This is a genomic window from Planomicrobium sp. CPCC 101110, assembly GCF_007859395.1.
In the GTDB taxonomy this organism is placed as follows: domain Bacteria; phylum Bacillota; class Bacilli; order Bacillales_A; family Planococcaceae; genus Planococcus.
In genome coordinates this window covers 330,146-343,322 of record NZ_VOHD01000009.1, presented here as the reverse complement: position 1 = coordinate 343,322, position 13,177 = coordinate 330,146, and the positions used below count along the sequence as shown (strand labels likewise).

Annotated in this window: 12 protein-coding genes, 7 tRNA genes and 1 rRNA gene; 19 read left to right on the top strand and 1 reads right to left on the bottom strand. The window is 46.0% G+C overall.

Annotated features, from left to right (window positions below; translation table 11 throughout):
• Positions 1–138: 138 nt before the first annotated feature.
• The 8 genes from rrf (at position 139) to FQV30_RS15730 (ending at position 953) form a co-directional block, all read left to right on the top strand.
• Positions 139–254 (top strand): 5S ribosomal RNA (rrf, locus tag FQV30_RS15765).
• 33 nt (positions 255–287) lie between these two features.
• Positions 288–360: transfer RNA gene (locus tag FQV30_RS15760), tRNA-Thr, on the top strand.
• Positions 361–413: 53 nt separating this feature from the next.
• Positions 414–488: transfer RNA gene (locus tag FQV30_RS15755), tRNA-Glu, on the top strand.
• 16 nt (positions 489–504) lie between these two features.
• Positions 505–580 (top strand) — tRNA-Val (locus FQV30_RS15750).
• 9 nt (positions 581–589) lie between these two features.
• Positions 590–673, top strand: a tRNA-Tyr gene (locus FQV30_RS15745).
• A gap of 18 nt (positions 674–691) precedes the next feature.
• Positions 692–766 (top strand) — tRNA-Gln (locus FQV30_RS15740).
• 9 nt (positions 767–775) lie between these two features.
• Positions 776–848 (top strand) — tRNA-Lys (locus FQV30_RS15735).
• A gap of 32 nt (positions 849–880) precedes the next feature.
• Positions 881–953 (top strand) — tRNA-Ala (locus FQV30_RS15730).
• Between the two features lie 70 nt (positions 954–1,023).
• Here FQV30_RS15730 and FQV30_RS15725 read toward each other — a convergent pair.
• A complete protein-coding gene (locus FQV30_RS15725) occupies positions 1,024–2,103 on the bottom strand; it encodes a citrate synthase/methylcitrate synthase (RefSeq protein WP_146501095.1) in 1,080 nt (359 codons plus the stop codon).
• Positions 2,104–2,207: 104 nt separating this feature from the next.
• On the opposite strand from FQV30_RS15725, the gene FQV30_RS15720 reads away from it, so the two are divergent.
• From FQV30_RS15720 to FQV30_RS15670, 11 genes are all read left to right on the top strand, one after another.
• The gene (locus FQV30_RS15720) at positions 2,208–3,089 is read left to right on the top strand and encodes a LysR family transcriptional regulator (RefSeq protein WP_146501094.1); all 882 of its coding nucleotides are present in this window, start codon (positions 2,208–2,210) and stop codon (positions 3,087–3,089) included.
• Between the two features lie 14 nt (positions 3,090–3,103).
• Positions 3,104–3,667 carry a GNAT family N-acetyltransferase gene (locus FQV30_RS15715; protein ID WP_146501093.1) on the top strand — a complete coding sequence of 188 codons (564 nt, stop codon included), beginning with the start codon at positions 3,104–3,106 and terminating at the stop codon, positions 3,665–3,667.
• A 70-nt stretch (positions 3,668–3,737) separates the two neighbouring features.
• Positions 3,738–4,646: an arginase gene (gene rocF / locus FQV30_RS15710; protein ID WP_146501092.1), complete on the top strand. Its 909-nt coding sequence runs from the start codon at positions 3,738–3,740 to the stop codon at positions 4,644–4,646.
• Positions 4,647–4,779: 133 nt separating this feature from the next.
• On the top strand, positions 4,780–5,235 hold the full coding sequence (locus FQV30_RS15705; protein WP_146501091.1) for a GNAT family N-acetyltransferase: 456 nt from the start codon (positions 4,780–4,782) through the stop codon (positions 5,233–5,235).
• Between the two features lie 204 nt (positions 5,236–5,439).
• Entirely contained in the window at positions 5,440–6,003 is a 564-nt protein-coding gene (gene sigW / locus FQV30_RS15700; RefSeq protein WP_146497105.1) for an RNA polymerase sigma factor SigW, read from the top strand.
• A 12-nt stretch (positions 6,004–6,015) separates the two neighbouring features.
• Positions 6,016–6,648: a zf-HC2 domain-containing protein gene (locus FQV30_RS15695; RefSeq protein WP_146501090.1), complete on the top strand. Its 633-nt coding sequence runs from the start codon at positions 6,016–6,018 to the stop codon at positions 6,646–6,648.
• Between the two features lie 105 nt (positions 6,649–6,753).
• Positions 6,754–7,593, top strand: coding sequence for a diadenylate cyclase CdaA (gene cdaA / locus FQV30_RS15690; protein WP_146501089.1), 840 nt, complete (start codon positions 6,754–6,756; stop codon positions 7,591–7,593).
• Complete coding sequence (locus tag FQV30_RS15685; RefSeq protein WP_146501088.1) at positions 7,586–8,584, top strand: CdaR family protein; 999 nt, start codon at positions 7,586–7,588, stop codon at positions 8,582–8,584. The genes cdaA and FQV30_RS15685 overlap by 8 nt, the downstream gene beginning before the upstream one ends.
• A 59-nt stretch (positions 8,585–8,643) precedes the next feature.
• Positions 8,644–9,993, top strand: a complete 1,350-nt coding sequence (gene glmM, locus FQV30_RS15680; protein WP_146501087.1) for a phosphoglucosamine mutase — start codon at positions 8,644–8,646, stop codon at positions 9,991–9,993.
• 440 nt (positions 9,994–10,433) lie between these two features.
• On the top strand, positions 10,434–12,236 hold the full coding sequence (gene glmS, locus FQV30_RS15675; RefSeq protein ID WP_146501086.1) for a glutamine--fructose-6-phosphate transaminase (isomerizing): 1,803 nt from the start codon (positions 10,434–10,436) through the stop codon (positions 12,234–12,236).
• Positions 12,237–12,487: 251 nt separating this feature from the next.
• The gene (locus tag FQV30_RS15670) at positions 12,488–13,057 is read left to right on the top strand and encodes a DUF4256 domain-containing protein (protein ID WP_146501085.1); all 570 of its coding nucleotides are present in this window, start codon (positions 12,488–12,490) and stop codon (positions 13,055–13,057) included.
• Positions 13,058–13,177: the final 120 nt, after the last annotated feature.

Genomic DNA, 13,177 nt, shown 5'->3' with positions numbered 1-13,177 from the left:
AGGTAGATAGGTTCGGGGTGGACGCATGGCGACATGTGCAGCTGACGAATACTAATCGATCGAGGACTTAACCAAATCTGTTTCGTTTCAACCGTCGTGTATCCAGTTTTGAGTGAACAAGCACTCTGAAAAAAAGAGTCCAGTGATGATGGCAAAGAGGCCACACCCGTTCCCATCCCGAACACGGAAGTTAAGCTCTTTTGCGCCGATGGTAGTTGGGGGTCTCCCCCTGTGAGAGTAGGACGTCGCTGGGCTATTTTATATTTTTTATCTACACCTTTTACCTTGCTTCCATAGCTCAGCAGGTAGAGTGCTTCCATGGTAAGGAAGAGGTCACCGGTTCGAGCCCGGTTGGAAGCTTTTGATTTCCTATAAGATTTCTTTTAAAACAGGTTGTACATCATATTTCAAATGGCCCCTTGGTCAAGCGGTTAAGACACCGCCCTTTCACGGCGGTAACACGGGTTCGAATCCCGTAGGGGTCACCATTATTTATAGTTATGTGGAGGATTAGCTCAGCTGGGAGAGCATCTGCCTTACAAGCAGAGGGTCGGCGGTTCGATCCCGTCATCCTCCACCATGAATTCTCGGTGGGGTAGCGAAGTGGCTAAACGCGGCGGACTGTAAATCCGCTCCTTCGGGTTCGGCAGTTCGAATCTGCCCCCCACCACCAGTTTTATATGCATGGCATTGGGGTATAGCCAAGCGGTAAGGCAACGGGTTTTGATCCCGTCATGCCCTGGTTCGAATCCAGGTACCCCAGCCATTTTGTTGTGAGCCATTAGCTCAGTTGGTAGAGCATCTGACTTTTAATCAGAGGGTCGAAGGTTCGAATCCTTCATGGCTCATCATTTTTAAAATCCTTGCGCCTGTTCAGCGCGGGGCCTTAGCTCAGCTGGGAGAGCGCGACGCTGGCAGCGTCGAGGTCAGGGGTTCGAGCCCCCTAGGCTCCATTGTTCCATGTGTATTTGTACTATCCATGTGTGAAAAGCCCGTATCCATTCATTTGGATGCGGGCTTTTTTTATTTTCCAATGTATTCGGATTGCGGGCGGAAAATAACGTTGTCTTGCTGCTGTTCAAGTGCATGGGCAGTCCAGCCAACGATGCGGGCGATGCTGAATGTCGGAGTAAAAAGTTCCGGCGGCATGTCGATCGAACGCATGATTGCAGCAGCATAAAATTCAACGTTGGTGTAGAGCGCCCTGCCAGGTTTATGGGCATTCAGCAACTGAATCGTTTCTGCTTCAGCTGCTACGGCAAGATCAAGCCAAGGGTCTTCTCCTTGAAGCGCCAAACATTTCTCCCGCAATATGATGGATCGCGGGTCTTCGGTCCGGTAAACCCGATGGCCGAAGCCCATGATTTTTTCTCCATGCTCCAGTTTGTCCGAAATTACTGGGTTGATGTTTTCAGGTTTTCCAATTTCATCAAGCAGATCAATCACTCCTGAAGGAGCTCCTCCATGAAGCGGGCCTTTCATCGCGCCAAGTGCAGATGTAACAGCCGATGTTAAATCGGATTCGGTGGAGATGGTAACGCGTGCTGCAAAAGTAGAAGCGTTCATGCCGTGTTCCATGGTCAGTTTCAAATAAGTTTCCAACGCTTCGACTTGGGCAGGGGCCGGTTCAACTCCTTTCAACATCCATAGATAATTAGCAGTGTGGCCCAGACCATTGCGTGGACGGACAAGTTCCTTCCTATTATGAAGCCGGTAAACCATAGCAGTCAAAACAGGAAGGGCAGCAGTAAAGGCAACGGCTTGTTCAGCAGAAGGCAGTGCTTTGAAAGCATGATGCGTATAGGCTGAAACCAATGTGCGCAAACTGTCCATGATTGAAGTGCCGGGCGGCAGAAGCTTTGCCATTTCAATGATGTGCGGAGGAAGAAGGCGATGCCGAATCAACTGGTTCTTCAATTCCTCTAACTCGCCAGCAGAAGGAAAGCTCCCATGCCAAAGATAATAAGCTGTCTCTTCAAAAGATTTTCCTTCAATCACTTCACCAACCAGCTTTCCCCGATAACGCAGTTCCCCTTTCTCCCCATCGACCGAAGCGATATGGGTCTGGACAGCCACCACGCCTTTTAATCCTTTTTGGAACATATTTATTCCTCCTTTTTCTTTTATCATACCCAGAGACTTCAATAACAAAAATTAAAGATATATAATTAAATCAATTTAATTTATTGATTGAAAAGAGGGATTGGATGGAGTTAGCTTGGCTGAAGACCTTCGTTGATGCTGCTGAAACTTTGAATTTTCGCAAGACTGCTGAACGCTTGCTGATGTCGCAGCCGAATGTTACGGTGCATATCAGGCTTTTGGAAGCCAATTTGGGGGTGCTTTTGTTCAAGCGAAGCAAGAACCGGGTAATGCTGACAGAGGCCGGAAAGCGTTTTAAACGAGATGCTGAAAAGATTTTAGCTCAAATGGATGAAAGTGTTGCAGACCTTCTGGCATTTGCCCAAGGCTACCGGAATACATGGACACTGGCAATTTCCCCGCTGATGGCAGAAACGATTTTGCCTTATATCCTAAAATCATTCACCCGGGATCATCCGGATGTTGAACTGGTGATTCGTATAGAAGAATCGGAACGGATAGAAGAGCTGGTGGAAGCAGGGGAAGTGTCTGCTGGAATCTCCGCCTTGCCTGCAGTACGGCGGAACATACTCCATGAAGCAGTATACGATGATCCGATTTTGTTTGTCCTGCCAAGGGATGCATACGATGATGAAACAGGTCCGGCAGTTTCAGCAGAAGCCGCGCTGCGGACATCGTATCTCTTCACACATCACCATCCTGTATTTTGGGAAGAGCTCCTTGTTAAATTGCGCATCCGGGTTCCAGGCATCCGGACAATGAAAGTGACGCAAGCTTATATTGCAAAACGCTTTATCCAGGAAGGACTTGGCGTCTCCTTTTTGCCGCGCTCGATGGTGCGCCGCGAAATGATTGAAGGAAGGCTGATGGATGCGCATTTTGACTTGTTTCCATTGCCTGTGGTTTCAATTTATATGTTAGCGAAAGAGATGGGAGAGCTGGAACAAGATTTTTTAAAACGAATTCAAGCTGTGTACTTCAGCTGAAAGGGGAAATAAATATGTTATTGGAACAATCGAATGTACGGTTGCGGTTAATGAACAGAAAAGACTTCGCTTCATTATGGGAGCTTTATACACCCGGGATATTTGAACATATGCTGACAAAGATAGAAACGTTTGAGCAGTTAACGGCTTGGCTTGAACAGGGGCTTGGCAAACCGGATGTATTATCTTTTGCAGTGGAAAACATGGAAACGTCGCAAGTGATCGGCACTACCCGTATTTATGCAATTGACGAAAAAAATAGAAGCTGTGAAATCGGTTCGACATTCTATGCTGAACCGGCACAGCGAACCCATGTGAATACGGCTGTGAAGCTGGCTTTGTTGGAGTATTGTTTTGAAGAGTGTGGAATGATCCGCGTACAGTTCAAAACGGATGCTGAAAACCTCCGTTCGCAAAAAGCGCTGGAACGGATAGGGGCTGTGAAAGAAGGCGTTTTGCGCAATGAACGGATCCGTTCAACGGGCAAACCGAGAAACGCGGTTGTGTATTCAATTATTGATCGGGAGTGGCCGCGACTAAAGAAAGAGTTGACGGAAAAGTTGCATAAATATGCGTAATCGTATCGAGTTGAGCCAAAGATAACTTTGCTAGTACAATAAGTTCATACTAGTAAGGGGGCATAGAATAATGAATAATTTAAATATATCAATTATCGGTGTTCCGATGGACCATGGGCAAAATCGCCGTGGCGTGGACATGGGACCGAGTGCTATTCGTTATGCAGGTGTAGTAGAGCGGATTGAAAGCTTGGGCCATAAAGTTACAGATGAGGGCGATATTTTGATCGGGCCGGCAGACGGAACGGTTGAACATGCCACTAACATGCGAAATCTGAAAGCGATTACAGATGCCAGCACGGCACTTGGCGATAAAGTATTCAAGGTTGCGGAAGCAGGGAATTTCCCGCTTGTTCTTGGAGGCGATCATAGTATTGCTATTGGAACGCTTTCCGGCATTTCAGAACGCCATGAGAACCTGGGCGTTATCTGGTATGATGCGCATGCGGATATGAATACGAGCGATACGTCGCCATCGGGCAATATCCATGGCATGCCGCTTGCCGCAAGCTTCGGCCTTGGACATGAGCAATTGACGCATATCCGAGGATACTCGCCAAAAGTGAAGCCGGAGAATATTGTCATCATCGGTGCGCGCTCAGTCGATCCAGGGGAACGTAAATTGATCAAAGAACTTGGAATCAAAGTTTACAGCATGCATGAAATTGATAAAATGGGCATGAGTGCAGTTATTGAAGACACCATCCGTTATTTGAAAGAAGAACGGAAAACCGATGCGGTCCATTTGTCCCTTGATCTTGATGGCATCGACCCAATTTACACGCCGGGCGTAGGGACACCGGTTCCGGGCGGCATCAGCTACCGGGAAAGCCATTTAGCGATGGAAATGCTGCATGATGCAAACATTATCACTTCTGCGGAGTTTGTCGAAGTGAATCCGATTTTGGATGAGAAAAACCGTACAGCTGACGTGGCGGTCGCCCTTATGGGTTCATTATTCGGAGAAAAATTACTCTAAAACAGGCGAAAGCCTGTTTTTTTGTGTTCAATCCTGAAAAGTCTATTACGCATTCTTCAGTAAAAAAATCAAGCCTAGCTTCGCCTTTTATTACAGAATTCATTAAAATGAAAGATATTGGGGAGGGGAACTTATGGAGATTAAAATTGACGATTTGACTGGCAAGGAAATAGCGGTGCTGCTGGAGGAACACTTGCAGGATATGGCTGTGCATTCTCCGCCGGAAAGTATTCACGCATTGGATCTGGACCGCTTGCGAAAACCGGAAATCACATTTTGGAGCGTCTGGCAGGGGAGCGGATTGGCTGGGTGCGGAGCGCTTAAAGAGTTGGATGTATATCATGCGGAACTGAAATCGATGCGGACAAATCCAGCTTATCGAGGAAAAGGTGTAGCAAAGCTATTGTTGGAACATATCCTTGAAGAAGCGAAGCGCCGAGGCTATAAGCGCGTGAGTTTGGAAACTGGAACGATGGAAGCGTTCGAACCGGCCCGGAATCTATATGCAAGCTTTGGTTTCCGATACTGTGAGCCATTTTCTGACTATAAGGAAGATCCGAATAGTGTTTTCATGTCCAAAGAAATATAGGGGCTATATGGACTTTATATCGATAATTTTGGAAGCGCCGGACAATTCAGATTGCCCGGCTTTTAATTTGAGAAAATTTGTAAGATTTTAGATGGATTTAGCTATCTGTTATTTGATACGATAGAAGGAGAAAAAATTTTGAAACTTTTTATCAAGTAATCCGTATATAAATGACAGCCGCATACGGCGGAGGGAAATGAAATCATGGATGCGTTAGTAAATAAGAGGATAGCAAAAGTAATGAAAGGCGACCAAAACGCGTTTGCCGAAATTGTGGAGCTTTACCAGCACCAGCTTTATCAAATCTGTTATCGTATGCTTGGCAACAAGCATGAAGCGGAGGATATTGCGCAAGAAGCCTTTATGCGTGCTTATGTAAATATTCACACGTTCGATCAAAAGCGAAAGTTCTCAACATGGCTTTACCGCATAGCTACGAATCTGTGCATCGACCGGATCCGCAAGAAAAAACCGGATTATCATCTGGATGCGGAAGTGCGTGGAGCGGAAGGCTTGGATATGTACTCGAAAATCGCCAATGACGATCAGCTTCCGGAAGAAGAGCTGATGCGGATGGAAGTGCAGGAACGGGTGCAATATGAGATTAGTCGCTTGCCAGATAAGTATCGTGCCGCTATTGTATTAAAGTATATTGAAGAATTGCCGCTCGCGGAAATCAGCGAAATTTTGGATCTGCCGCTGGGGACTGTAAAAACCCGTATACACCGCGGAAGGGAAGCTCTTCGAAAGCAATTGAGCAACTTGTAGGAGGCGAACACGATGAAAGCGTGTCCGGAGAATATCGTCCATGCCATGAACGATTATTTAGATGGAGATATCAGTTCAACAGATGAAGCAACGCTGAAAGCGCATTTGAAAAGCTGCAGCGATTGCCAGAAGCTTTACCATGAGTTAAGCAAAACAATTGCATTTGTCCAAAGTGCATCCCATATACAAGCGCCTTCTGATTTTGTCCAAAAGACGATGGCGCGTCTTCCAAAAGAGAAAAAGAAAGCCAATGTCCAGCGATGGTTCAAGCAGCATCCGCTGTTAACGGCAGCTGCTCTTTTTTGCATCATGACCAGCGCCATGCTGTTTTCAAATTTCAATAACGAACAGCAGTTTTCCTTTACAAAGCAGCCGAACTTAGTTGTTGAGGGGGAAACGGTTATTGTACCCGAAGGCGAAACCGTGGTCGGCGATTTGACGATCCAAAACGGTGATTTGAGGGTAGAAGGCGAATTGCATGGCGATGTGACCATCGTCAATGGGCAGTATATGGCTTCAAGCGGCGTTATCACCGGTGAAATCGAAGAAATTGACAAAGCATTCGAGTGGCTCTGGTATACGATAAAAAGCGGCATCAAAGAAGCAGCTTCAATCTTCGATAACAGCAATGTCCAGCCCGAATGAAAAACTCGCCCTTTCTTAAGGGGCGGGTTTTTTTCAATAAAGGCAAGCTGATTTTACTTATGCTATACTATTCTATATGCAGATGTAGAAAAGCGAGGGTTGCAGATGCCGTTTTTGGAAAATATAACAAACCAAACACCATTCGAACTGCTAGTAAATATTGTTGATGTTTTATTAGTATGGTTCGTTATTTATAAATTGATTACCGTCATAAAAGGCACAAAAGCCGTTCAATTGCTTAAAGGGATATTTGTTATTATCATTGCGCGGCTTGTAACCGTAGCCCTGGACTTGGAAACGCTCGGTTGGATCATGCAGCAAGTGCTGGAATGGGGTTTTCTGGCGATTATCATCATTTTCCAGCCGGAACTGCGGCGGGCACTTGAGCAGCTGGGGCGCGGAAAACTGTTTTCAAGCAGTACGCTGAATGAGGAATCTGAGCGCAACCGGCTGATTGAAGCAATGTCCAAGTCGGTCAGTTATATGGCGAAACGCCGGATTGGTGCTCTTGTTTCAATTGAGCGGGAAACAGGGTTGAGTGAATACATTGAAACAGGAATTCCGATGAACTCAGACATTACGTCGGAGTTGTTGATAAATCTGTTCATCCCCAATACACCACTCCATGACGGTGCCGTCATTGTCCAAAAAAACCGCATTGCAGCTGCAGCGTGTTATTTGCCGCTCTCGGAAAGCCCTTTTATCTCAAAAGATCTTGGTACACGCCACCGTGCAGCACTTGGCATCAGCGAAGTGACCGACGCCATCACTGTGATTGTGTCGGAGGAAACCGGAGCTATCAGTTTGACAGCGAACGGGGACTTGCACCGAAACCTGTCGCTTGAAGATTTCGAAGTGAAATTGCGGAGAATCTGGTTTGGTGAAAACCAGCAACAACCGGCAACTTCTTCCCTATGGAAATGGAGGGGGAAAAAGAATGGATAAAATGATGGACAACCCGTGGTTTTTACGGATTACAGCCCTTTTGCTGGCATTTCTTTTGTTCTTTTCCGTCAAAGCGGATGACAATGCAGCCAATCCGGTAGAAACGACGACGATGACTGAAGAAATCGAAGATGTGAAATTGGAAGTCTACTATGACAATACAAGCTTGATGGTCAGTGGAGTGCCTGAAACAGTGGATTTGACTATTACAGGACCCTCTAGCATCGTTCAAACCGCACGCCAGATAAAAGATTTCACGCTCTTTGTAGATTTGCGTGAGCTGCCGATTGGAAAGCACCAAGTACCTATACAAACAGAAAATCTTTCCGAACAGCTTCGGGTAAGGGTGGACCCGAGCGTAGTGGAAGTCACGATCGAAGAGCGGGTCACGGAGGAGTTCCGGATTGATCCGGAAATGAACGAACGCTTGCTGAAAGAAGGGTTTGTATTGGACAGCATGGAGGCGAATCCGAAAACTGTAACGGTAACAGGACCTAAAAGTGTAATTGATGCCATCAGTTTTGTGAAGGCTACAGTAACTGGGGAACAGAATTTGAGCAAGCCATTCACAGCGGAATCCAACGTGCGCGTATTGGCCAATGATTTAACAAAGCTGGAAAATGTTACAATAGAACCTGAAATTGTCAGTGTGAATGTTAATATAGAAGAATACAGCAAAGAAGTGCCGGTAACAATCAAACAAAACGGGGAACCTAAACAGGGCATCGCCATTGAATCCTTGGAAAGTTCCAGCGAAACCGTACAAATTTATGGACCGAAATCTGCAGTGGACCAAGTCGATGAATATGTAGTGGAGATCAATGCCGGCGTCATCACGGCAACCGATACAGACGTAGAAATTGAATTGAAGCCGCCAGCTGGAACAAGTTCCGTTAAGCCGGGTAAAGTGACCGTGAAAGCGGAGATAACACTTGATGAGACTGCAGAAGTGCCGGATGGCGACAATGATTCGGAAGAATCAACAACTTAATAAAAAATTTATTGAAAAAATCTGCTATTCCGCAGAATGAGATTGAAGGAGAGAAAATAATGGGAAAATATTTTGGAACTGATGGTGTGCGAGGCGTTGCAAACAGCGAATTGACACCCGAACTTGCTTTTAGATTAGGCCGAATTGGCGGATATATTCTTACAAAACATTCGAAAGATAAACCTAAAGTGCTGATTGGGCGCGACACCCGGATTTCTGGTGAAATGCTTGAAGGTGCGTTGCTTGCAGGCTTGTTGAGCGTTGGTGCTGAAGTGATGCGCCTAGGCGTTATCAGCACACCAGGCGTCGCTTATTTGACGCGTGTCATGAGCGCGGAGGCGGGTGTTATGATTTCTGCTTCCCACAATCCAGTGGAAGATAACGGCATCAAGTTCTTCGGTTCAGACGGCTTTAAATTGTCTGATGACCAAGAAGCGGAAATTGAAGAATTGCTGGATAGCGCGGAAGACAACTTGCCTCGCCCAACCGGCGGAGACCTTGGCAGCGTCACAGATTATTTCGAGGGCGGCCAAAAATACATCCAGTATTTGAAGCAAACAGTGGACGAAGAATTCGCAGGAATCCATGTGGCGCTTGACTGTGCACACGGTGCGACATCTTCTCTTGCAACCCATGTTTTTGCCGACTTGGATGCCGATCTTTCTTCAATGGGCACTTCACCGAACGGTTTGAACATCAACGACAAAGTCGGTTCCACACATCCTGAGAAATTGGCGGAAATGGTCCTCGCGAAAAACGCGGATATCGGGCTTGCGTTTGACGGGGATGGGGACCGCTTGATTGCAGTGGACGAAAAAGGACAAATTGTAGATGGCGATCAGATTATGTACATAATCGCAAAGCATTTGCATTCAGAAGGACGCCTTCAAAAAGATACGGTGGTATCTACTGTAATGAGTAATATGGGCTTCTATAAAGCTTTGGAAGCCCATGGCATCGCCAGCAACAAAACAGCGGTAGGCGACCGGTATGTTGTCGAAGAGATGAAGAAAAACGAATTCAACTTAGGTGGAGAACAATCCGGCCATATCATCTTCTTGGATTACAACACAACAGGGGATGGATTGTTAACAGGTCTGCAGCTTGTCAACATCATGAAAGTTACCGGCAAAAAATTGTCAGAGCTGGCGGCTGAGATGACTATTTTCCCGCAGAAGCTCGTCAATATCCGTGTAACCGATAAACATGCTGTTACGGATAACGAAAAAGTCGCAGGCGTAATTGAAGACGTGGAACGCGAAATGAACGGCAATGGCCGCGTACTTGTACGTCCTTCAGGAACAGAGCCTTTAGTGCGTATCATGGTGGAAGCAGCTTCTCCGGAAGCATGCGAAAATTATGTGGAACAAATTGCAGAAGTTGTCAGAGCGGAAATGGGAACAAATTAAGTCAATACGTTAGGTTGGAAGCTTTTAGCTTCCGGCCTATTTTATTCCAACGGGTCCAATTAACTAGGGTGATTAGTAAATTTAAGATAATATACCTAAATAATTATTTGATTCTATTGACGAAATTGTATTAAAAAGGTATGATGGCATTACCTGTTTAAGGTCGCTAAAAAAGGGGGATAGAAATGCGTACGAGGAAAACAGTTGAAGCGCCAGTACTAGGGAAATCGGATGGACAAATCAGTCCCTAGTAGACGAGGAGGAGGAGTATCGAGATTTCGGCGGATACCTCCCGGCCGTGAAGCCCGGTCGTTATATCCATCTTTAAAACAGTTGAGCGATCAGCTGGACAAACGGATGGATGGGCTCATCAGAAGTGTTTGCGCATCTTCGCAAACGCTCATTTGGATTGGACTTTTAGAAAACGGAGGAATTAGATTATGTGTGGAATTGTCGGGTACATTGGAGAAAATGATTCAAAGGAGATCTTACTGAAAGGTCTTGAAAAATTAGAATACCGCGGGTACGACTCAGCGGGAATTGCTGTCCGCAATGGCAGCGGCATTACCGTTTTTAAAGAAAAAGGGCGCATTGCAGATTTGCGCGCAGTGGTTGAAGGAGACGTAGTTGGAACAACTGGGATCGGCCATACACGTTGGGCGACACACGGTAAACCGAACCGCGTGAATGCTCACCCGCATCAAAACAAAGATGACCGGTTCACTTTGGTCCATAACGGTGTTATTGAGAACTACCACCACCTGCAGCGCGATTATCTGGCTGACGTGGAAATGGAATCTGATACGGATACAGAGATCGTTGTACAGTTGATCGGGAAATTTGTTGAAGAAGGCATGACAACAGAAGAAGCATTCAGCAAAACCCTTGGTTTGCTAAAAGGTTCTTATGCGATTGCTTTGCTGGACGCAGAAGAAGAAGAAACAATCTTTGTTGCGAAAAACAAAAGCCCGCTTCTAGTCGGCCTTGGCGAAGGATTCAACGTTGTTGCATCCGATGCGATGGCAATGCTGCAAGTGACAGACAAATTCCTTGAATTGATGGACAAAGAGATTGTTATCGTCCGCAAAGAAGGCGTTGAAATCTTGACGCTAGACGGCGAAAGCATCAGCCGCCAGCCATTCACAGCTGAAATCGATATGAGCGATATTGAAAAAGGCACATACCCGCATTATATGTTGAAGGAAATTGACGAGCAGCCGGCAGTTGTCCGCAAAATCGTTCAAGCTTATCAGGATGAAAATGATAAACTGTTCATCCAACCGGATATTTTGGATGCAATGCAAGAAGCGGACCGCATCCACATTATCGCGGCGGGCACTAGCTACCATGCTGGATTGATCGGTAAAGAGTACTTGGAGAAAATGGCTGGAATTCCGGTAGAAGTGCACGTTTCAAGCGAATTTGGCTATAACATGCCGCTTCTGTCTGAAAAGCCATTGTTCATCTTCATTTCACAGTCAGGCGAAACGGCGGATAGCCGCCAGGTATTGGTGAAAATCAAAGAACTTGGCCACACTTCCCTTACAATCACGAACGTTGCAGGTTCTACGCTTTCCCGTGAAGCGGACCACACATTATTGCTTTATGCAGGACCTGAGATAGCTGTAGCTTCTACAAAAGCTTATACAGCGCAATTGGCTGTATTGTCAATCTTGGCTGCTGTTACAGCAGAAGCGCGGGGAATCGACCTTGGCTTCAACCTTGTGCAAGAATTGGGTATTGTCGCGAATGCAATCCAAGCGCAAATCGACGCTAAGGAAGAAATGGAACAAATCGCGCGCGAATTCCTATCAACAACACGCAACTGCTTCTTTATCGGCCGTGTAATGGATTACTTCGTCGGCTTGGAAGGCGCATTGAAATTGAAAGAGATTTCGTATATCCAAGCTGAAGGCTTCGCCGGCGGCGAGCTGAAGCACGGAACAATCGCATTGATCGAAGAAGGCACTCCGGTTATAGCGCTTGCTACTCAAGAAGCGGTCAACTTGAACATCCGCGGAAACGTCAAAGAAGTGGCTGCACGCGGCGCCAACCCTTGCATCATTTCCATGGAAGGGTTGCAAGAAGCTGGCGACAGCCTGGTGCTTCCAAAAGTCCATGAATTGCTGTCTCCACTAGTAGCGGTTATCCCGTTGCAATTGATCAGCTACTTCGCGGCGCTTCACCGCGATTGCGACGTGGACAAGCCGCGCAACTTGGCTAAATCAGTTACAGTTGAGTAATTTCTGTTCAAAAAATACCATATAAAAAAGAAACAGCATTTGTCCGGCAATGGATGAACGCTGTTTCTTTTTTTTTTTTGCAGACTTTGCCGCATTCATAATTGCAAAGCATTGCGCTATTGTTAAACTATAAAGCGGAAAGACGGCTTTACAAGAGTTTACTTGTTCATCCAATGTATTATAAATTGAATTCGACAGTTAGATTGAGCGGCTAGTATACACGTGATCAACCAAAACCGGGAGGGATGAATATGGCAAAGGAAAATGAAAAGAAGTTGCGGCAAGAACAAGTTGAAGAAATAATCGGCGTATTAAAAGCCCGCTTCGAAGCTAATATGAATCGCCACCAAGGCTTTCTCTGGGAAAATGTCCAAGAAAAGCTGGAGCCAAATGCAGAAAAGCTCTGGTCGCTCTATGAGATGGAAAAAACAGGCGGCGAACCGGATGTCGTGGATTATGATAAAAAACAAGATGAATATATTTTCTTTGATTGTTCAGCGGAAAGCCCAAAAGTGCGCAGAAGTGTTTGCTATGACCGGGAGGCGCTGGAATCCCGAAAAAAACACCAACCTGAAAACAGTGCTATCGATATGGCAGCTGAAATGGGTATTGAGCTGTTAACAGAAGAGCAATATCGAGCACTGCAGGAACTTGGAAGTTTCGATTTGAAAACATCGAGCTGGATCCAGACACCTGCTGACATTAGAGAGCGCGGCGGTGCCCTTTTTTGCGATTGCCGCTATGGGCATGTGTTCTTGTACCATAACGGTGCGGACTCCTACTATGCCTCTAGAGGATTCCGCGGTTCACTAAGAGTATGAATATTTGGTCCTTTGCTTATAATTCGGGCAGCCAGTCCGCGGTTGAATCCAACTTTCTGCTTACTTTTATAATGCATCATTTCAAGGCTAACCCTATTTCGGGTGCAGCCTTTTTAAATT